This window comes from Variovorax sp. Root411 (assembly GCF_001425205.1).
Lineage (GTDB): Bacteria > Pseudomonadota > Gammaproteobacteria > Burkholderiales > Burkholderiaceae_C > Variovorax.
The window spans coordinates 207528-227261 of record NZ_LMDW01000001.1 but is presented as its reverse complement, the minus strand read 5'-3'; the positions used below and the strand labels follow the sequence as shown (position 1 = coordinate 227261).

Genomic DNA, 19734 nt, shown 5'->3' with positions numbered 1-19734 from the left:
ATTTCCCCGGGCCGATCATATCGATGCATCTTCCAACGGCAAACTCGGCCATTCGTACGCAAACAAACGGCTTATTGCAAGAGCCGTCCAGCGAATCCGCGTCCGGATTCTTCAGTTTCCCAGCCGCTTCAACAGCCCCGCCGTCGAGGCATCGAGCCCCGCGACGTCGCCCGAGGCCAGGCGCGGCTCGATGTCGCGTGCGAGCACCTTGCCCAGCTCCACGCCCCACTGGTCGAAGCTGTTGATGCCCCACAGCGCGCCGCTGGTGAACACGCGGTGTTCGTACATCGCGAGGAAGGCGCCCAGCGATTCGGGCGTGAGCTTCTCGAACACGAAGAAGGTGCTCGGCCGGTTGCCCGGGAAGTTCTTGTGGCCGCCTTCGTCGAGCTTGCCGACCATCAGCGCCTGCGCCTGCGCGAGCGCGTTGGCCAGCAGCTTGGGGTGGTGGCCTTCGAGGTCGTGCGCCGCGTCGCGCACCGCCACGAATTCGAGCGGGATCACGTCGGTGCCCTGGTGCAGCATCTGGAAGTAGGCGTGCTGGCCGTTGGTGCCGGGCTCGCCCCACAGCACGGGCGAAGTGCCAAAGGCCACGGGCTTGCCGCTCGCGTCGACCTGCTTGCCGTTGCTTTCCATCTCGAGCTGCTGCAGGTAGGCCGGCACGCGCTTGAGCGCGCTGTGGTACGGCGCGATGCTGCGGCTCGTGAACTTGTGGAAGTTGCGGTACCAGACGTCGAGCAGGCCCAGCCGCACCGGCAGGTTCTTCTCGAGCGGCGCGGTGCGGAAGTGCTCGTCCATCGCATGCGCGCCCGCCAGCAGCCGGCGAAAGCCCTCGGCGCCGATGGCCAGCGCAATCGGCAAGCCGATGGCCGACCACAGCGAATAGCGGCCGCCGACCCAGTCCCAGAAGCCGAAGGTGGTGTCGATGCCGAACTCCCTCGCCGCTTCCACGTTGGTGGTGAGCGCCGCGAAATGGCCCGCGATGTCCCTGCCGCCCGACTGCTCGTACCAGCGCTTCGCGGACCGCGCGTTGGTCATCGTCTCGGCCGTGGTGAAGGTCTTCGAGGCGATGAGGAACAGCGTGTGCTCGGGCGCCAGGCCCTGCAGCACGCCGGCCAGCTCGTGGCCATCGACGTTCGAGACGAAGTGGAAGCGCTTGCCCGGCGCGGCGAACTCGGCCAGCGCCAGCACCGCCATCTGCGGGCCGAGGTCGGAGCCGCCGATGCCAATGTTGACCACGTCGGTGATCGTGTGGTCGCCGCGCACCTTCTCTGCATAGGCCAGCATCGCGTCGAGCGTGGCGTGCACCTCGCGCAGCTCGTTCGCGGTCTTCGGACCGGTCGGCGCATCGGCCGGCGCGCGCAGCAGCGTGTGCAGCACGGCGCGGTCTTCGGTGACGTTGATGTGCTCGCCCGCGAACATGGCATCGCGGTGCGCCTCGAGGCCGCATTCGCGGGCCAGCGCGAGCAGCAGCTCCTCGGTGCGTGCGTCGATCAGGTTCTTCGACAGGTCGGCGAAGACATACGGCGCCTCTTGGCTGAAACGCGCAAAGCGGTTCGCGTCGTCCACGAAGGCGTGGCGCACGTCGAACTGGCGGCCCGCCGTTTCGAAGCTGGACTGGAGTTGCGCCCAGGCCGGCGCATGGTCGCAGCGAAGGGTCATGGCCATGTTTACTTGCCGCTTTCCTGCATGAGTTTTTCGAGCTTCACCGCGTCGGCTGCGAAGGCGCGGATGCCTTCCGCGAGCTTCTCGGTGGCCATGGCGTCTTCGTTCAGCGCAAAGCGGAAGCCCGCCTCGTCGTAGCTGACCTTGGCGATGTCGCCCCCGGGTGCGGCCTTGGCGTCGAGCGCGTGCTGCAGCGGCTCGTTGCTCGCGGCCAGCTCGGCCAGCAGTTCGGGGCTGATGGTCAGCAGGTCGCAGCCGGCCAGCGCCTGGATCTGCCCCACGTTGCGAAAGCTCGCGCCCATCACCTCGGTCTTGATGCCGTGCTGCTTGTAGTAGTTGAAGATTTCCCGCACCGACTTGACGCCCGGGTCGTTGGCGCCGGCGCTGGCCGCTTCGTCCCACTTGGCGCCGGCCGACTTCTTGTACCAGTCGTAGATGCGGCCCACGAAGGGCGAGATCAGCTGCACGCCCGCATCGGCACAGGCCACGGCCTGCGCGAACGAGAACAGCAGCGTGAGGTTGGTGCGAATGCCCTTCTGCTGGAGGATGCGCGCGGCCTCGATGCCCTCCCAGGTGGAAGCCACCTTGATGAGCAGGCGCTTCTCGGTGTCGATGCCCTCGGCCTTGTAGAGCGCCACGATGCGCTCGCCTCGCGTCACTGTCGCGGCGGTGTCGAACGAGAGGCGGGCATCGACCTCGGTCGACACGCGGCCCGGAATGATCGAGAGGATTTCGCTGCCGAAGCGCACCAGCAGGCGATCGATGACCTCGTCGAGCGGCTTGCCGGCGTGCTTCTTCACGGTTTCGTCGAGCAGCGGCCGGTATTCGGGCTTCTGCACGGCCTTGAGGATCAGCGACGGGTTGGTGGTCGCGTCCTGCGGCTTGGAAACGCCGAGCTGCTTGAAGTCGCCGGTGTCGGCGACCACCGTGGTCCATTGGCGGAGAGCATCGAGTTGGTTCATGAAATGATTATCCAGTGCGGGTTGTGACAAGTCCTGCACGCAGTTGCGCGTCGGCCGATGTTTTCATGCGCACCGTAGCACGGGTTTTCCGGGGGCTCCATCAGCCTGTTGCGTACAGGGTTGTCAGCCCCCCTGCCCTACACCGGCTGTGGTCCGTGGCTGACGGCATCGGCCGCACCCCCGGGGCTACGCTGCGCTCCACGCCGAAATTTTCAGCCAGGAGCTTCCCATGTCCCATCGCCAACGCGGCCCCGCGCCTCCCGACGGCCTGCCCTTCGACGACCGCCGCACCAGCGCGGCGATCGGCACCATGGCCACCGCTTTCGTCATGGGCGGTGCCGCGGCCTGGCTGGCCCTCCAAGCCTCGCGCACCGCGCGTGTGCAACCGGCCGGCCCGGCCGACGGCGCACCGCTGATGCGCGCCCCGCTGCAGGTGGTGGCACCCGTCGATCTGCAGCGCTATGCCGGCATCTGGCATGAGCAGGCGCGCCTGCCGAACCGCTTTCAGAAGGCCTGCGCCGGCCCCGTGACTGCGGAGTACACGCCCCAGCCCGACGGCACCGTTCAGGTCGTGAACCGCTGCGCGCGCGCGGACGGCAATTTCGACCAGGCGACCGGCATCGCGCGCGTGGTGCCCGTGGCGGGCCAGCCCGGCGCAGGCCGCCTCGAAGTGCGTTTTGCGCCCGCCTGGCTCGGCTGGCTGCCCATGGTGTGGGGCGACTACTGGATCCTGAAACTCGACCGCAACTACGAGGTGTCGCTGGTCGGCACGCCGAATCGCGAGTACCTCTGGGTGCTGTCGCGCGCGCCGCGCCTGGACGACGCGGTGCTGAAGGCGGAGCTGGACTACGCCAGCAGCCTGGGGTTCGACACCGACAAGGTGGTGCTGACCGGCAGGTAGCGCTGCAGCTGCGACGGCAGCATGGCCGGCGCGGTGCAGTGAATGGCTTGCCAGCCGAAGGCGCGCGCCGCTTCGACGTTGGCGGCGGAGTCGTCGATGAACACGGTCTGCTCCGGATCGAGCGCATGGCGCATTGCCAGCACTTCGTAGATCTCTCGCTCGGGCTTGAGGAACTTCACGTCGCCCGAGAACACGCCGCCATCGAAGCGCTGCATGAACGCGTGCCGGCGCTCGATCGCCCGAGCGTAGGACGCAGGCATGTTCGACAGGTAGTACAGGCGCAGCGGCTGGCCGCCCTCACGCTGCGCGACCAGCTGTTCGAGCATGTCGACCGTGACGCCGATCGGCTCCAGCCGCTCACCCAGCCCTTCGAGCATGGTGCGAAGTGGCTCGACCGGCAGCGAGAGCCGGGCCGACATGCGGGCGATGGCATCGTCCAGCGTGCGGGTGCCGCAGTCGAAACCCGTCCAGTCGTCGTGATGGAAAAGCGCCCGGCCCATGGCGGCCGCGGCGGCCTCGGTGGGCGCGTGCTGCGCGAGATGGGCCTGTACCAGCCGGGTGGGCTCCCATGCGAACAGCACGGCGCCCAGGTCGAAAACCACGTTCATCGCGCCATTGTTTCATGCGCCGGGCACCACGCTCACGCCGTGGGCTCCGAGCGACAGCGTGGTCTGCGCGCCCGCAGCCAGCGGCCGGGCCAGGTCGGTCGACACCACGAAGACCGGCCCCAGTGTGGTGTCGAAGCCGTATTCGTAATAGCTGCCGAGGTAGGCGGCCTTGCGCAGCGTGGCCGGCAGGCCCTCGGTGGCGCCGATCAGCCAGGCCTCCGGCCGCACTGCCACTTTCACCGTGCCGGGCGCGATCGCATAGCGCGGCTGCAGGCGCAACGGGCCGAGCGCCACGCTGCCGTCGGCGTGCGCCGTGGCGGGAAACACCATCGCCTCGCCCATGAAGCCGGCGACGAACTCGCTCTCGGGCCGCCCGTAGAGCTGCTCGGGCGTGCCGCGCTGGGCGATCACGCCGTGGTCCATCACGATGATCTGGTCGCTCACGGCCAGCGCCTCGCTCTGGTCGTGCGTGACGTAGGCCACAGTGAGCCTCAGGCGCTGCTGCAGCGCACGGATTTCTTCCCGCATCTCTCGGCGCAGCCGAGCGTCGAGGTTCGACAACGGCTCGTCGAACAGCAGCACCGCCGGTTCGAGCACCAGCGCGCGCGCCAGCGCCACGCGCTGCTGCTGGCCGCCCGACAGCTCGCTGGGCAGCCGCTCGTCGAAGCCGACCAGGCCCACGCCGCGCAGCGCCTCGCGTGCCCGTGCTGTGGCCTCGTCCTTCTTCGCGCCGCTCATGCGCAGGCCATAGCCCACGTTCTCGATCACGTTCATGTGCGGGAACAGTGCGTAGCTCTGGAACATCATGCTCACGTTGCGCTCGCCCGGGCCGAGCGTGGTGACGTCGCGCCCGCCCATGAAGATCGAACCCGAGGTGGGCGACTCGAGTCCCGCGATCATGCGCAGCGTGGTCGTCTTGCCGCACCCCGAGGGGCCGAGGATGGTGGTCAGCGTGCCGACGGGGACCTCGAAGCTGATGCCCTTGACGGCCAGCGGCGCGTTCCTGTCGGTGCCGTAGCGCTTGGTGACGTTGCGGAATTCGATGCCGTTCATGTTCCCAGGCTTTCCATTTTGTGATGTCCCTCATGCGGGGGCACAGCGCCGCGCCGCCCCAGCTTGCGCTCGCCCACCACGAACTGCACCAGCGCGATCGCCAACGACATCAGGATCATCAGCACGGTGCAGTAAGCCAGCGCAATGCCGTAGTCGCCGTTGCCGACGCGGCCGATGATGTAGGTGGTGGCCAGTTCGTTCTCGGCCGTGACCAGAAAGATCACCGCGCTCACCGTCGTCATGGCGCGCACGAAGCTGTAGACCAGCGCGGCCACCAGCGCGGGCTTCAGCAGCGGCAGCACCACCTTGAAGAGCGTCTGCGAGGTCGATGCGCGCAGCATCAGCGAGGCTTCGTCGAGCGAGCGGTCGAGCTGCTTGAAGGCCGCCGTGCCCGCCCGCACGCCCACTGGCAAATTGCGGAACATGAAGCACAGCACGATGATCAACCCCGTGCCCGTGAGCTCGAATGGCGGCACGTTGAAGGCCAGGATGTAGCTCACGCCGAGCACCGTGCCCGGAATGGCGAAGGCCAGCAGCGCGCCGAACTCGAACAGCCCCTGTCCCTTGAACTCGTTGCGCGCCAGCAGCCACGCGATCAGCAAGCCGAGCGCCGCGGTGATGGGCGCCGAGATGCCCGCGAGCTTGAGCGTGGTGATCAGAGAGTTCCACGCCGTACCCGCCCACACCAGCCCGAACTGTCCCCATTCGAGCGAAAACGCGTTCTTGAAGTGGTTCAGCGTGAAGCTGTAGTCGCGCCCCCAGGTCTGCACGAAGCCACCCGCGAAGGCGAACAGGTAGACCACCGCGGTGAAAGCAATCCACGGCAGCGCGATGCACTGGATGGTGCGGCGCACGCCGTCTGGCAGCGCCATCGCGATGCCGGCGTCGCCCTTGCCGCTCACGGTCGTATAGTTCTGCTTGCCGAGCACGCCGCGCTGCAGCGCGAACACGCCGAGCGCGAACAGCGTCAGCACCCAGGCGAGCGACGCAGCACGGCCCTGGTCGTACTGCGCGCCGACGATGGCGAAGAAGATGTCGGTCGACAGCACCGAGAACTGCCCACCCACCACCACGGGGTTGCCGAAGTCGGCGATGCTCTCGATGAAGCCGACGAGGAAGGCGTTGGCCAGCCCCGGCTTGAGCAGCGGCAGCGTGATGGTAAAGAAGGTGCGGCGCCGGTCGGCGCGCAGCATCTGCGCGGCTTCTTCCAGGCTGGGCGCGATGCCCTGCACCACGCCGCGCATGATCATGAAGGCGATGGGCGTGAACGCGAACAGCTGCGCCACCAGCACGCCGGGCATGCCGTAGAACCAGCGCGTGGGCTCGATGCCGAACACGTTCTCCAGCACCTGGTTGACGATGCCCGCGCGGCCGAACAGCAGGATCAGGCCGAGGCCCACCACGAACGGCGGCGTGATGATCGGCAGCAGCGCCAGCACCCTCAGCGCGCCCTGCCCGCGCTTGCTGCCGCGCTCGGCCATCAGCGCCATCAGCGTGCCGAGGAAGGTCGTGCCTGCCGCGGTGAGCAGGGCCAGCACCAGCGTGTTCCACGCCACGCCGCAGCGCACGCCGCCGGAAAGGCACCCCAGGCCCCAGATGCGCTCGGTGAACACGCGCGCGACAAACGCGGCGATCGACCATTGCCCGTCTTCGTTGAAAAACGCGCCCGACAGCGCCTTGCTCACAGGGTAGGCGATGAACAGTGCCATCAGCGCGCCGCAGCCGATGACCGCGGCGGCCACGAACAGGTCGCCCTTGAAAAGGCCGAGCCGCGCGATACCGAACGCCGCCAGCAGCACGAGCGCGGTGAGCGCCACGAAGCCGCCCGCGCCGATGCCGAACTGGTTGACGGCCAGTTCGCCGAACTGCGCAGTGAGCGCCGCGAAGCTCCAGCCCCGCGCGCCGATGGCGAAGCCCGTCAGCGCAAGGCCGATCGCACCCACGGCGCCGCCGGCCAGCAGCCAGCGCCCTTGCGCACGGCTCGCCGGCAGCCAGGCGCCGATGGCGCACATCGCCAGCCCCGCCAGGCCGACGAAGAGCCAGCTTCGGCCTTGCATCGCCGCCTGCATCAGGCCGTTGGCGCCTTCCGCCTGGCCGAACACCTGCGGAATGGCTTCGTACCAGGTCGCATCCTGAATCGCATACCAGGGCAGCAGCAGGTACGCCGCAAAGCCCAGCGCGACCCATGCCCAGATCCAGCGCTGCGAGCGCCGGGCCGCGGCCAGCGATGCCGGATTGACCGGCGCGCCGGCATCAATCAAATGCGCAGCCACTCAGCGCGGCAGCGAATTGACGTCTTTTTCCCAGCGCGCGATCAGGCGCCGGCGCTCGGTGCTCGCGCCGTACTTGGCGTAGTCGTAGTTGATGAACTTGATCTTCTTGAAGTCCGGAATGCGCGGGTCGAGCTTGGCGTTCACGTTGCTCGGCAGCTGGAACTGCTTGTTGGCGGCGCCCAACTCCTGCGCAGCGGGCGTCAGCGCCCATTCGTAGAACTTCTTGGCCGCCTCGAGGTTGCGCGCGCCCTTGACGATGCTCATGGAGCCGATCTCGGCGCCGGTGCCGTCGCTCGGCGTGATGGTCTCGACCGGAAAGCCCTGCATCTTCTCGCCCGGGCCGTCATGCACGAAGCTGATGGAAATCGCGGTTTCCCCGCGCGCCACCGCCTTGATCGGGCCGGTGCCCGAGCGGGTGTACTGGCCGACATTCTTGTGCAGCGCCTTCAGGTAGTCGAAGGCCTTGTCCTCGCCCATCAGCTGCACCAGCGTGGCGATCATGGTGTAGGCCGTGCCGCTGGAGGCGGGGTTGGCCACCTGGATGTCGCCCTTGTACTCTGGCTTGAGCAGGTCGGCCCAGGTCTTGGGCACGGGCAGCTTCTTCTTGGCCAGCAGCTCGGGGTTGTAGCCGAAGCCCAGCGGGCCCGAATAGATGCCCACCGTCTTGTAGCCCGACTGTTTGGCCTGCTGCTGGGCCCAGGGGTGCAGCTGCGCCAGCGTGGGCGACTTGTATTCGAGCGTGAGGCCCTGCTCGGCCGCCTGCAGGTGCGGGTCGCCGGTACCGCCGAACCAGACGTCGGTCTTGGGGTTGTCCTTTTCGGCGATCAACTGGGCCAGCGCCTCGCCGGAGCCCTTGAGCGCCATGTTGATGCGCACGCCGGTGGTGCGTGCGTAGACGGTCGAGATCACGCTGCACCACTCGGCCTGGACCGAGCAGATCACGTTGACGGTCTGCGCCGACGCGGCGGCCGACAACCCGAGCAGCGCGGCTGCGGTAAAAAGCTTCTTCATCTGAATTTTCTCCGCCTCATGCATAAAAAAAGGCCCTGCGGCCACAGGTCAGCGTAGCTTTAGTACAGGTCGGGCGAATCGGTACAAGTACCATCGCAACTGGCCCTCTCGGCGGCCCACGACCTGCTCGGCATTCAGACAAAGGAAAGTTTTTCATGAGCTTCGATCTCGTTCTGTTCGGCGGCACTGGCGATCTCGCGTGGCGCAAGCTCATGCCCGCGTTGTTCCAGGCATTCCGGCACGGCAGCCTGCCGCAAGACGGGCGCATCGTCGGCGTGGCGCGGGACGACCTGTCGGACGACCAGTACCGCGAACTGATCCAGTCGCGCTTCAGCGCGGTCGAGGGCGCCAAGCGGCCCACTCCCGAGGAGTTCGAGAAGTTCGCGTCGATGCTGCACTACCTGCGCATGGACCTGTCCAAGCCCGACGACTACGCGCGGCTGGCCGACCTTCTCAAGCAGCGCGACGCGAAGACGATCGTGATGTACGTCGCCACGGCGCCCGCGCTCTTCACGCAGGTGGTCGAGCAGATCGCCGCGGCCGGCCTCAACGGGCCGAGGACGCGCATCGTGCTCGAAAAGCCGCTGGGCCATGACCTCGCCTCCAACCGCGCGATCAACACCGCGGTCGGCAAGGTGCTCGAAGAGAAGCAGGTCTTTCGCATTGACCACTACCTCGGCAAGCCATCGGTGCAGAACCTGTTCGCCATGCGCTTCGGCAATGCGCTGTTCGAGCCCATCTGGCGCCGCGAGCACATCGCCAACATCCAGATCACCATGGCCGAGGACCTGGGCGTGGAAAAGCGCGGCGCCTTCTACGACCAGACCGGCGCGCTGCGCGACATGGTGCAGAACCACGCGCTGCAGCTGCTGTGCGCCGTGGCCATGGAGCCGCCGATCAACGCGCACGCCGACGCCATTCGCGACGAAAAGCTCAAGGTGCTGCGCGCGCTCAAGCCCTGGACGCCCGAAACGCTGGGCCTGCACACGGTGCGCGGGCAGTACACGGCCGGCACGGCCTACGGCGAGCGCGTGCCGGGCTACCGCGACGAGCCGGGCGTGAACCCCGACAGCCGCACCGAAACCTTCGTGGCGCTGCGCGCCGAAATCGCCAACTGGCGCTGGGCCGGCGTGCCCTTCTACATCCGCACCGGCAAGCGGCTGGCCTCGCGCGATGCGCGCATCGAGGTCAACTTCAGGCCCACGCCGCATGCGATCTACCGCGCGCCGGCCGGCAACGTCAACAAGCTGGTGATCAACCTGCAGCCCAAGGACGGGCTGGAACTGCACATGCTCGCGCAGGCCCAGGACAACCGGCAGCGCGGCGGCAACGGCCACAGCAGCGCCGCGCAACTGGCGCCGGTTCAGCTCGACCTCGACTTCGACAAACGCTTCGGCGCCGAGCGCGTGGGCGCCTACGAGCGCCTGCTGCTCGACGTGATCGACGGCCGCCTCAACCTGTTCGTGCGCAGCGACGAGCAGGAAGAAGCCTGGCGCTGGGTCGAGCCGCTGATCGACAGCTGGGAATCGGACGGCGGCCCGCGCCCCTACGCGGCCGGCACCTGGGGACCGAGTGCGTCGAGCGCGATGATTGCGCGCGACGGGTTCGCCTGGGGCGAGGAGCAGTAACGCCACCGCTCCAGTCGCGCGCTCAGCCGAACTGCAGGCAACGCATGCTGAGCGTGCCCGACTGGAACCCCTCGTAGACCGTCTTCGCGCGTTCGCTCGTCCCCGCGGCACCGAGGGCGTAGAGGAAGGGGTAGTAGTGGTCCGGCGTCGCCACGGCGGTGGAGGCTCCTTCGAGCTTCGCGTAGTCGACCAGCGCACGGTCGTCGCGGCCGGCCAGCGCCGACTTCACCGCATCGTCGAACGATTGCGCCCATGGCTGGCTGGCGCTCGGCCCGTCGGGCGTGCCGCGATCGGTGGCGCGCAGGTTGTGCACCACGTTGCCGCTGCCCATCACCAGCACGCCCTTGTCGCGCAAGACTGCGAGGTCGCGCCCCACCGCGTAGTGGAAGGCGGCCGGCTTGTCGTAATCGATGCTGAGCTGGAATACCGGGATGTCGGCCTTCGGATAGAGATGCTTCAGCACCGACCAAGTGCCGTGGTCGAGGCCCCATTGCTCGGTGGCGATCACCGGTGTCTGCTTCACCACGCCGACGGTCTCGCGGGCGAGTGAAGGATGGCCGGGCGCGGGGTATTCGACGTCGAACAGCGCCTGCGGGAAGCCGCCGAAATCGTGGATCGTCTTCGGCCGCGCCTGCATGCCGACACCGGTGGCGCCACGGCTCAGCCAATGCGCCGACACGCTAAGGATGGCCGACGGCTGAGGAAGCTCCCGGCCCCAGGCCGACAGCCGGCGCGTGAACGCGTTGTCGCTGATGGCATTCATGGGCGTGCCGTGGCCGATGAAGACGACCGGCATGCGCCGCTCGCCAGCCGCATGGGCGCGCGACGCCAAGGATGCCAGCACGGCGGTCGCGCCGAGCGCGGTGCCCATGACAAAGCCGCGGCGGCCCAGTTCGGGTGAATCTTGCCGTTCGATGTCCGAGAAAGTCGTCTTGCCTGCCATGGTTCCCTCCGGGTCAGCCGCCCACTGTGCGGCAGTGCCCGATGCGGTGCAGTGCCTTAACGCACACTTTTCAGCGGCTAGATGCGGCCCTCTTCCACCGCGTGGCAGGCCACCTGCACGCCCGCGATGCCCAGCAGCTTCGGCCGTTCCGAGGAACAACGCGCATTGGCATGCGGGCAGCGCGGATGAAATGCGCAGCCCGTCGGTGGGTTCAGCGGATTCGGCACCTCGCCCTGCACCGGCGTGCGCGAACGCCCCGTGTGCTTCATCTGCGGAATGGCATCGAGCAGCATGCGCGTGTACGGATGCCGCGGCTCGGCAAAGAGCTTCTGCTTGTCCGCCACCTCGACCAGCCGGCCGAGGTACATCACGCCGACCTGGTCGGCCACGTGGCGCACCACGGCGAGGTTGTGCGAGATGAACAGGTAGGTCAGGCCCTGCTCGCGCTGCAGGTCCTTCATGATGTTGAGCACCTGCGCCTGCACGCTCACGTCGAGCGCCGAGGTGGGCTCGTCGCACACCAGGAACTCGGGCTGGGTGGCGAGCGCACGCGCGATCGAGATGCGCTGGCGCTGGCCGCCCGAGAACTGGTGCGGGTACTTGCTCATGTCCAGCGGCGAGAGGCCGACCGACTTGAGCAGCTCTCCCACGCGCTCGCGTAGCGCGGCCTTCTCGCTGAGGATGCCGTGCTCGCGCAGCGGCTCGCCGATGATGTCCTCGACGATCCAGCGCGGGTTCAGGCTCGCGTAGGGGTCCTGGAAGATCATCTGGATGCGGCGGCGCAGCTTGCGACCGTCGGGCGTCTTGAACGCGGCATGCGCGTCCTGCCCGTCGAACTGCAGGCCACCGCGCGTGGGCGCGTACAGGCCCACCAGCAGGCGCGCCACCGTGCTCTTGCCGCAGCCCGATTCGCCCACCAGCGCGAGCGTCTTGCCGCGCTCGATGGAAAAGCTCACGCCATCGACCGCGTGCAGCAGCACGCGCGGCTTGCGTTCGAGCACGCGGTTGAGCCAGGGTGGAGAGACGTCGAAGGTGCGCGCGAGATCGTGCGCGACCACGAGCGGTTCGTTCGCGGCGGCGCTCATCGCGTCACCTCCGCGATGGGCTCGGCCGCTTCAGGCGCGGCGCGTTCGCCGGCCGCCAGCGCATCGTGGTGCTTCGCCGCGATCTCGGCCTGGCCGGCGTGCGGGTCGGTCGCGTCGTGCAGCCAGCAGGCGGCGCGCGTGGCGCCGGCATGCATGAGCTCGGGCCGCTCGACGAGGCAGCGCGCAAAGGTGCGCGGACAGCGCGGGTTGTAGGCGCAGCCGGTGGGAATGGCATTGAGCCGCGGCATCGCGCCATCGATCTGGTTGAGCCGCTCGCGGTCGCTCGCCATGTCGGGAATCGAGGCCATCAGGCCCGATGTGTAGGGATGCGCGGGCTGGTGGATCACCTCGTGCACCGGGCCGATCTCGGCGATGCGGCCCGCGTACATCACGGCCACGCGGTCGCAGGTCTCTGCGATCACGCCCATGTCGTGCGTGATCAGCATCACCGCCGCGCCGCGGTCCTTGCACACCTGCTTGAGCAACTGGATGATCTGCGCTTGGATCGACACGTCGAGCGCCGTGGTCGGCTCGTCGGCCACGATGAGCTTGGGCTCGGCCGCGAGCGCCAGCGCAATCACCACGCGCTGCCGCATGCCGCCCGAAAACTGGTGCGGAAAGTGGTCGATGCGCTGCTCGGCCGCGGGAATGCCGGTGTCCTGCAGCAGGCCGATGGCCCGCTTGCGCGCTTCGGATTCCGACACGGGCAGGTGCGCGCGAATGGTCTCGACCAGCTGCCGGCCCACGGTGTAGAGCGGGTTCAGCGAGGTCAGCGGATCCTGGAAGATCGCGCCGATCTTGCGGCCGCGAATCGGCCGCATCGCATCGAAGCCGAGGTTGTCGATGCGCTGGCCGTCCAGCACGATCTCGCCGCTCGCCACGCGGCCCGGCGGTTCGAGCAGGCCGATGATGGCCGCGCCCGTGAGCGACTTGCCGGCGCCCGATTCGCCCACCACGCCGAGGATTTCACCGGGCGCGATGTCGAACGAGATGCGGTCGAGCGCGCGCAGCGTGCCGCGGCGGTTGGGAAATTCGACGACGAGGTCTTTGACCTGGAGCAGCGTCATGGTGGCGTTGTCCTTGTGTTCAGCGCAGTCGCGGGTTAAGTGCGTCGCGCAGCCAGTCGCCGAGCAGGTTCACGCTGAGTGCGATCAGCACCAGCATCAGGCCCGGAAACACCGTGATCCACCATTCGCCCGAGAACAGGTACTGGTTGCCGATGCTGATGAGCGTGCCCAGCGAAGGCGAGGTCGGCGGCACGCCGACGCCGAGGAACGAGAGCGTGGCCTCGGTGATGATCGCGGTTGCGACCTGGATCGTGGCCAGCACCATCACCGGCCCCATCACGTTGGGCAGCACGTGGCGCAGCATGATGCGCAGCGGCGCCACGCCGGTGACGCGCGCGGCCTGCACGTATTCCTTGTTGCGCTCCACCAGCGTGGAGCCGCGCACCGTGCGCGCGTACTGCACCCAACCGGTCAGCGAGATGGAAATGATCAGCACGCCGAAGGCCAGCGACTCGTGCGCGCCCGGAAAGAGCGCGCGGCCGACGCCGGCGATGAGCAGTGCCACCAGGATGGGCGGGAACGACAGCATCACGTCGCATACGCGCATCAGGAAGGAATCGAGCCAGCCGCCGAAGAAGCCGGCCAGCAGGCCCAGCACCACGCCGACGGCGAGCGACAACGCGACCGACACCAGCCCGACGATCAGCGAGATGCGCGCGCCATAGATCACGGCCGAGAGAATGTCGCGGCCCTGGTCGTCGGTGCCGAGCAGGTACTTGGAAGAACCTTCGGCGCTCCATGCGGGCGGCAGGCGCGCATCGCCGAGTTCGAGCGTGGCGAGGTCGAAGGGGTTGTGCGGCGACACCCATCCGGCGAACACCGCACAGATGACGCAGGCCAGTGCGATCAGCGCCGCGACGATGGCCACGGGCGAGGTACGAAAGCTGTAGCCGACATCGCTGTCGAGCCAGCGGGCTAGTGTTTTTTTCATCGTGAGGCAAATCCGCGTAAGGCCGCCGCCGGGCCGCCCCAAGGCGGCCGTGCCACCCCCCCGGGGGGTGGCGAATTACACGCAGCGCAGCGGAGTGAAAAGCCGGGGGGCAGGCATCCTTATGGCTTGATGCTCATCCACTTGAAGGGCATGTAGTTGTCGGCCATTTGCGTGAGCGACACCTTCTTGCTGACGCCCCAGGCCAGCGTCTGCTGGTGCAGCGGCAGGTGGCCGATGTCGGCGGTGTGGATGTCGAAGGCTTCCTTGATCATCGCGTCGCGCTTGGGCTTGTCGGTTTCCGACTGGATCTTCTTCGTCAGCTCGTCGAGCTTCGGATTGCAGTACGCGCCCAGGTTGAACTGGCCGGCGCCGGTCTTGTCGTCCGGGCAGGCCATCAGCGCGGTCAACGCGTTGTGCGAATCGTAGGTGGTCGGGGTCCAGCCCAGCATGTAGAAACTGGTGTCGCGGCGCAGCACCTTCGGGAAGTAAGTGCCCTTGGTCTCGGCCGCGAGGTTGATCTTGACGCCGATCTTCGCCAGGTTCGCGGCCACGCTCTGGCAGATCTGGCCGTCGTTCACGTAGCGGTCGTTCGGGCAGTTCATGGTCACTTCGAAGCCGCTCGGGTAACCGGCGTCGGCCAGCAGCTTCTTGGCGCCTTCGACGTCGAGCGGCAGGCGCTTGTCCTGGGCTTCGGTCCAGCCGTTGATGCCGGGGCCGACCATCAGCGCTGTCGGACGCGAGGCGCCGCGCATCACGGTGCGCTGGATGCCGACGATGTCGATGGCTTGGTAGAAGGCCTGGCGCACGCGCTTGTCCTTGAACGGGTTCTTGCCCTTCACGTTCGAGTAGAGCAGTTCGTCGCGCTTCTGGTCCATGCCCAGGAAGATCGTGCGCAGCTCGGGGCCGGCGATGACGCGCGCCGTCGGGCTGGCGTTGACGCGCGCGATGTCCTGCACCGGCACGGGTTCCATCACGTCGACTTCGCCCGAGATCAGCGCGGCGACGCGGGTGGCCGGATTGGCGATCGGCGTGAAGATGATCTCTTGCGCGTTGCCTTCGATCTTGCCCCAGTAGGTCGGATTGCGCGTGAAGACCGTGCGCACGTTCGGCTGGCGCTCGCGCACGCGGTACGGGCCGGTGCCGTTGGCCTTGAAGGAGGCGGTGTTCTCGATGCCCTTGCGGCGATCCACGGGCGTGACGGCCTTGTTTTCCTCGCACCACTTCTTGCTCATGATCATGAGCTGCGTGATCACGTCGGGAAGGATCGGGAACGGACCCTTGGTCTCGATCTCGATGGTGTGCGAGTCGACCTTGCGCACTTCCTTGATGTCGGTGGTGTTGGACTTCATGTCCGAGCCGTCGCCCGATGCGCGCGCGAAGCTGAAGAGAACGTCGTCGGCGGTGAACGGCGTGCCGTCGTGGAACTGCACGTTCTTGCGCAGTTCGAAGCGCCACACGGTGGGCGAGGTCTGCTTCCAGCTCGTGGCAAGCAGCGGCGCGACGCTCAGGTCCTTGTTGCGCCCGACCAGCGTTTCATACACGTTGGCCGTGGTGCTCAGCTGCAGCGATTCGTTGAGCGAGTGCGGGTCGAGCGACAGCGCGTCACCCTGGTTTGCAACACGGATGGTCTGCGCGCCGGCGATCATGCTGATGGCGCCCAGCGCGCACAGAACGGCGGCCGCGGCCACATTTTTCTTGAAACTCATGGGAACACTCCTCGGGTTGGAATCAAACACATCACGTCGCCGCGGTGGCGGCGGCTTTCTCTGGCCGCGCACCGCGGATAGCGGAAAGCGGCATGCCCTGCTCGATCAGGCCGGCATGCAATGCGGCACCGAGCGGCAGGATCTCGTCGTTGAAGTCGTAGCGGCTGTTGTGCAGGAAGGCGCCTTCGCGCACGTCCTGCCCGATGCGCAGGTAGGCGCCCGCTTTTTTCTGCAGCATGAAGGAGAAGTCTTCGGCGCCCATGCTGGGCTCCATGCTGCGCTCGACGTTCTTTGTGCCGACCAGCGATTCGGCCACGTCGGCCGCAAACATGGCTTCGGGCGCGGTATTGATGGTGGCCGGGTAGATGCGCTCGTACTTGATCGTGGCGGTCGCGCCGAAGCCGCCGGCAATGGCCGTGCACAGCTCGGTCAGGCGCTGCTCGACCTGCGCCTGCACGCGTGCGCTGAAGGTGCGCACCGTGCCGACCAGCGTGGCCTCGCCGGGCACCACGCTCATCGCGCCGAGGTCGCCGGCCTGCATCGCGCAGATGCTGACGACGGCCGCATCGATCGGGCGCACGTTGCGCGAAACGATGGTCTGGGCCGCGGTGATGATGTGCGCTGCGACGATCACAGGGTCGACGGTCTGGTAGGCATGCGCCCCGTGGCCGCCCTTGCCCTTGATCTCGATCGTCACGCGATCGGCCGCGGCCATCATCGCGCCGCGGTTGATGCCCACGGTGCCGGCCGGCATGGCAGGCCAGTTGTGCATCGCGTAGACGGCGTTGACGGGGAAGCGGTCGAACAGGCCGTCCTCGATCATCACGCGTGCACCGGCGAAGCCTTCTTCGCCCGGCTGAAAAATGAGCACTGCGGTGCCGTCGAAATCGCGCGTCTCGGCCAGGTAGCGCGCGGCACCGACCAGCATGGCGGTATGGCCGTCGTGGCCGCAGCCGTGCATCAGGCCGTCGCTGGCGGAACGCCAGCCGAAGTTGTTGTCCTCGCGCATCGGCAGCGCGTCCATGTCGGCGCGCAGGCCGATCATGCGGCCGCTGGCGGTCGAACGGCCGCGGATGACGCCGACCACGCCGGTCTTGCCGATGCCTTCGTGGATCTCGTCGACGCCGCAGGCGCGCAGGGCCTCGCGCACGCGGCCGGATGTGTAGACCTCTTCGAACCCGAGTTCGGGGTGTGCGTGCAGGTCGCGGCGAAAGGCGGCGATCTCGGGGTAGAAGTTCGCGATGTGCGCGAACGCGCGTCCGGAAGCCTTGAGGCGCGGGGCCGCGGATGTGGTTGCCGTCATGATGTCAATGACCTCCCGCCTTGCCTACACGCAGCCGCGGATCGACCACGAAATACAGCAGGTCGACCACGAGGTTGATCACCACGAAGATCAAGGCAATGAGACACAGGTAGGCCGCCATCACCGGGATGTCGGCGAAGGTCACGGCCTGGATGAACAGCAGGCCCATGCCGGGCCACTGGAACACCGACTCGGTGATGATGGCAAAGGCAATCAGGCCGCCGAGCTGCAGGCCGGTGATGGTCATCACCGGCACCAGCGTGTTCTTGAGCGCATGGCCGAAGTGGATGGCGCGGTTCGACAGGCCTCGTGCGCGCGCGAACTTGATGTAGTCGGTGCGCAGCACCTCGAGCATCTCGGCGCGCACCAGCCGCATGATCAGCGTGAGCTGGAAGATCGCAAGCGTCACCGCCGGCAGCACGATGTGGTGCCAGCCGTCGGCGCTGAAAAGGCCACTGGTCCACCAGCCGAATTTCACGGTCTCGCCGCGGCCGAAGCTCGGAAACCAGCCCAGCGTGACCGCGAAAACGAGGATCAGCAGGATGCCGATCAGGAAGGTCGGCAGCGAAACGCCGAGCAGCGACACGGTCATGAACACCTGGCTCATGAAGGTGCCGCGGCGCAGCGCGGTGTACACGCCCATCGGAATGCCGATGAACAGCGCCAGCACTGCCGCCACGAGTGCCAGTTCGAGCGTCGCGGGAAAGCGTTCGCCGATCAGCCGCGAGACCTTCGCGCCCTGGCGCAAGCTCAGGCCGAACTCGCCTTGTGCGGCGTTGACAAGAAAGTGCCAGAACTGCACGAAGAAGGGTTGGTCGAGCCCCAATGCGGCGCGCAGCTCGCGGATTTGTTCGGGCTTGGCGTCCTGCCCCAGAAGGAACACGACAGGGTCGCCAACATATTGAAAGAGGAGGAAGGCGATGAACGCGACCGCGATCATCACGATCACGGCCTGGATCAAACGGCGCAATACAAAAGCGATCATTCAGCAAACGAAGTGAACGGGCATGCTAGCAGTGCAAGGTGCGTGCCCGCACGGTGATTCCCCGGGGGTGCACGCAGATGGTGCTCTTTGCCAACATGACTCGCGATGATCGGGCCCGAACGAAAAAAGCCACTCGACTTTCGTCGAGTGGCTTTTGAGCTTTTGATTCGAAGCTGGCTTACGCCAGCGTCAAATTAGAAAGCGTGACGGATACCGAAGTCGTAGCCGGTGGAGCTCTTCGGGGTGAAGGCGCCAGCTGCGTTGTTGTAGAAGGCCGGGCCGCCAACCGTGTAGCCAGCACCGTTCTTGTTGCTGACGCGAGCGATCGTTGCGTACAGAGCCGTGCGCTTCGACAGGTTGTGCACGTAGCCCAGAGCCAGCTTGTTGGCCTTGGGATCAGGCGTGTTCACAGCGAACAGCGTGGTGGGCGTGTTCGTGTCGAGCTTGACGTGCGACCACGAAGCGCGGATCAGGCCAGCACCGACCGGCACGGTCACGCCGAGCAGGTAACCGGTCAGATCGATGTCGGGACGAGTGCCAGCCAGCGGGGTCACTTCGTAGTCGATCTTGTTCTTGGCCTTCGACACTTCGCCGAACAGCTTCACGGGACCGAAGTCATACGAAGCGCCGAGGTTGAAGGTGTTGACCTTGGTGGTCGTGCCGACGTAGTAGTCGTCGCCAACGGTGCTGCTGCCGTAAGACGCTGCAACGTCCAGAGGACCGTTTGCGTAACCGACGCGACCACCGATGTAACGGCCTTGACGCTGCGAGTTCAGCGTGGCGGGCGTGAAGATGCCCGAGTCGTACTTGGTTTTCTCGGCCATTGCGTACTGGAATTGGCCATAGAAGCCACCCAGGTTCGGCGGCAGGAAGTAGCCGATCGAGTTGCTGGCGCGAACGTAGTTGCTCGAACCCACGTTGGTGAACGGGGCCGTCGGAGCTGCGGGCGTACCGAAGTTGCCGAAGGCGGTATTGGCCGTCGAAACCAGGTTGGTGCCAACGCCGTTGGTGCCGAACGGATCGAACACGGTGTCGTTCCAGAACGTCGGGGTGTAGTCACGACCCAGGCGGACTTCACCGAAACCACCCGACAGGCTCACGGTCGAACGACGAGCGAACGTCGCGATACCTTGCTGGCCGTCGTCATTGGAGATCGGAGCTTCGAGCCAGAAGCTGGCTGCCAGGCCACCGCCCAGGTCTTCCGTGCCACGGAAGCCGATGCGGCTCGAGTTGTAACCCGAGTTAGCCAGTTCGCGACGGCTGGTCTTGACCGAACCTTGGTTCAGGTACGTGGGGATACCGAAAGCGTTGGGGAACACGGTCGCGCGGTTGTCGCGGGCGGTGTTCGAGTAGCCGCTGATCGACGCGTCGACCACACCAAACAGCGTGACGGACGACTGGGCCGAGGCAACACCGGCAACAGCCAGGGCAGCCAGAGCAACTAGAGATTTTTTCATTGCAAGTTTCTCCAAGGTTAAACATAGGGCTCCGGTGCGAAGGGCTCACCGTGACTGGCACTTTGTGCTCCCACCGGACCCCGGGCCAACCTCCTTTTGGGAAGTTGATGCTATTGCACCAGAGCCGCTGCGGCAGGGCAAAACAATTCGCCCGAAATC

General features: G+C 66.8%; 16 protein-coding genes. 2 read left to right on the top strand and 14 right to left on the bottom strand.

Features of this window, described 5'->3' with window-relative positions; genetic code table 11:
- Nucleotides 1–111: 111 nt before the first annotated feature.
- Together pgi and tal are read right to left on the bottom strand one after the other, a co-directional pair.
- Nucleotides 112–1665 carry a glucose-6-phosphate isomerase gene (gene pgi, locus ASC92_RS00960; protein WP_056509361.1) on the bottom strand — a complete coding sequence of 518 codons (1554 nt, stop codon included), beginning with the start codon at nucleotides 1663–1665 and terminating at the stop codon, nucleotides 112–114.
- Nucleotides 1666–1667: 2 nt separating this feature from the next.
- Complete coding sequence (tal, locus tag ASC92_RS00955) at nucleotides 1668–2624, bottom strand: transaldolase (RefSeq protein ID WP_056509358.1); 957 nt, start codon at nucleotides 2622–2624, stop codon at nucleotides 1668–1670.
- A 229-nt stretch (nucleotides 2625–2853) separates the two neighbouring features.
- Here tal and ASC92_RS00950 point away from each other — a divergent pair, with 229 nt between their 5' ends.
- The gene (locus ASC92_RS00950; protein ID WP_056509355.1) at nucleotides 2854–3525 is read left to right on the top strand and encodes a lipocalin family protein; all 672 of its coding nucleotides are present in this window, start codon (nucleotides 2854–2856) and stop codon (nucleotides 3523–3525) included.
- On the opposite strand, the gene ASC92_RS00945 is transcribed toward ASC92_RS00950, so the two are convergent.
- From ASC92_RS00945 to ASC92_RS00930, 4 genes are read right to left on the bottom strand one after another with little or no spacing between them, the layout of a single operon-like run.
- Nucleotides 3471–4133, bottom strand: coding sequence for an HAD family hydrolase (locus ASC92_RS00945; RefSeq protein WP_056509351.1), 663 nt, complete (start codon nucleotides 4131–4133; stop codon nucleotides 3471–3473). The genes ASC92_RS00950 and ASC92_RS00945 overlap by 55 nt on opposite strands.
- Before the next feature lie 12 nt (nucleotides 4134–4145).
- On the bottom strand, nucleotides 4146–5186 hold the full coding sequence (locus ASC92_RS00940; protein ID WP_056509348.1) for an ABC transporter ATP-binding protein: 1041 nt from the start codon (nucleotides 5184–5186) through the stop codon (nucleotides 4146–4148).
- Nucleotides 5183–7459, bottom strand: coding sequence for an ABC transporter permease (locus ASC92_RS00935; RefSeq protein WP_235505638.1), 2277 nt, complete (start codon nucleotides 7457–7459; stop codon nucleotides 5183–5185). Before ASC92_RS00935 ends, ASC92_RS00940 begins: the two co-directional genes overlap by 4 nt.
- A complete protein-coding gene (locus tag ASC92_RS00930) occupies nucleotides 7460–8470 on the bottom strand; it encodes an ABC transporter substrate-binding protein (protein ID WP_056509344.1) in 1011 nt (336 codons plus the stop codon).
- Between the two features lie 155 nt (nucleotides 8471–8625).
- Here ASC92_RS00930 and zwf point away from each other — a divergent pair, with 155 nt between their 5' ends.
- Nucleotides 8626–10098 (top strand): glucose-6-phosphate dehydrogenase, encoded by a 1473-nt coding sequence (gene zwf, locus ASC92_RS00925; protein ID WP_056509341.1) that lies wholly within the window; start codon nucleotides 8626–8628, stop codon nucleotides 10096–10098.
- A 22-nt stretch (nucleotides 10099–10120) separates the two neighbouring features.
- On the opposite strand, the gene ygiD is transcribed toward zwf, so the two are convergent.
- From ygiD to ASC92_RS00885, 8 genes are all read right to left on the bottom strand, one after another.
- A complete protein-coding gene (ygiD, locus tag ASC92_RS00920; protein ID WP_056509338.1) occupies nucleotides 10121–11041 on the bottom strand; it encodes a 4,5-DOPA dioxygenase extradiol in 921 nt (306 codons plus the stop codon).
- A gap of 77 nt (nucleotides 11042–11118) precedes the next feature.
- A complete protein-coding gene (locus ASC92_RS00915; RefSeq protein ID WP_056509337.1) occupies nucleotides 11119–12126 on the bottom strand; it encodes an ABC transporter ATP-binding protein in 1008 nt (335 codons plus the stop codon).
- The gene (locus ASC92_RS00910) at nucleotides 12123–13193 is read right to left on the bottom strand and encodes an ABC transporter ATP-binding protein (RefSeq protein ID WP_056509331.1); all 1071 of its coding nucleotides are present in this window, start codon (nucleotides 13191–13193) and stop codon (nucleotides 12123–12125) included. Before ASC92_RS00910 ends, ASC92_RS00915 begins: the two co-directional genes overlap by 4 nt.
- A gap of 19 nt (nucleotides 13194–13212) precedes the next feature.
- Nucleotides 13213–14124, bottom strand: a complete 912-nt coding sequence (locus ASC92_RS00905) for an ABC transporter permease (protein ID WP_056509329.1) — start codon at nucleotides 14122–14124, stop codon at nucleotides 13213–13215.
- 119 nt (nucleotides 14125–14243) lie between these two features.
- Nucleotides 14244–15830, bottom strand: coding sequence for an ABC transporter substrate-binding protein (locus ASC92_RS00900; RefSeq protein WP_056509320.1), 1587 nt, complete (start codon nucleotides 15828–15830; stop codon nucleotides 14244–14246).
- A 31-nt stretch (nucleotides 15831–15861) separates the two neighbouring features.
- Entirely contained in the window at nucleotides 15862–17133 is a 1272-nt protein-coding gene (locus ASC92_RS00895) for a M20 aminoacylase family protein (protein ID WP_056509317.1), read from the bottom strand.
- Between the two features lie 4 nt (nucleotides 17134–17137).
- Nucleotides 17138–18118: an ABC transporter permease gene (locus ASC92_RS00890; RefSeq protein ID WP_056509313.1), complete on the bottom strand. Its 981-nt coding sequence runs from the start codon at nucleotides 18116–18118 to the stop codon at nucleotides 17138–17140.
- 194 nt (nucleotides 18119–18312) lie between these two features.
- Nucleotides 18313–19575, bottom strand: coding sequence for a porin (locus ASC92_RS00885; protein ID WP_056509307.1), 1263 nt, complete (start codon nucleotides 19573–19575; stop codon nucleotides 18313–18315).
- Nucleotides 19576–19734 lie beyond the last annotated feature (159 nt).

Coding starts and splice junctions, on each gene's coding strand:
- pgi (WP_056509361.1), bottom strand. CDS start 1,665: ATGGCCATGACCCTTCGCTGCGACCATGCGCCGGCCTGGGCGCAACTC.
- tal (WP_056509358.1), bottom strand. CDS start 2,624: ATGAACCAACTCGATGCTCTCCGCCAATGGACCACGGTGGTCGCCGAC.
- ASC92_RS00950 (WP_056509355.1), top strand. CDS start 2,854: ATGTCCCATCGCCAACGCGGCCCCGCGCCTCCCGACGGCCTGCCCTTC.
- ASC92_RS00945 (WP_056509351.1), bottom strand. CDS start 4,133: ATGAACGTGGTTTTCGACCTGGGCGCCGTGCTGTTCGCATGGGAGCCC.
- ASC92_RS00940 (WP_056509348.1), bottom strand. CDS start 5,186: ATGAACGGCATCGAATTCCGCAACGTCACCAAGCGCTACGGCACCGAC.
- ASC92_RS00930 (WP_056509344.1), bottom strand. CDS start 8,470: ATGAAGAAGCTTTTTACCGCAGCCGCGCTGCTCGGGTTGTCGGCCGCC.
- zwf (WP_056509341.1), top strand. CDS start 8,626: ATGAGCTTCGATCTCGTTCTGTTCGGCGGCACTGGCGATCTCGCGTGG.
- ygiD (WP_056509338.1), bottom strand. CDS start 11,041: ATGGCAGGCAAGACGACTTTCTCGGACATCGAACGGCAAGATTCACCC.
- ASC92_RS00915 (WP_056509337.1), bottom strand. CDS start 12,126: ATGAGCGCCGCCGCGAACGAACCGCTCGTGGTCGCGCACGATCTCGCG.
- ASC92_RS00910 (WP_056509331.1), bottom strand. CDS start 13,193: ATGACGCTGCTCCAGGTCAAAGACCTCGTCGTCGAATTTCCCAACCGC.
- ASC92_RS00905 (WP_056509329.1), bottom strand. CDS start 14,124: ATGAAAAAAACACTAGCCCGCTGGCTCGACAGCGATGTCGGCTACAGC.
- ASC92_RS00900 (WP_056509320.1), bottom strand. CDS start 15,830: ATGAGTTTCAAGAAAAATGTGGCCGCGGCCGCCGTTCTGTGCGCGCTG.
- ASC92_RS00895 (WP_056509317.1), bottom strand. CDS start 17,133: ATGACGGCAACCACATCCGCGGCCCCGCGCCTCAAGGCTTCCGGACGC.
- ASC92_RS00890 (WP_056509313.1), bottom strand. CDS start 18,118: ATGATCGCTTTTGTATTGCGCCGTTTGATCCAGGCCGTGATCGTGATG.
- ASC92_RS00885 (WP_056509307.1), bottom strand. CDS start 19,575: ATGAAAAAATCTCTAGTTGCTCTGGCTGCCCTGGCTGTTGCCGGTGTT.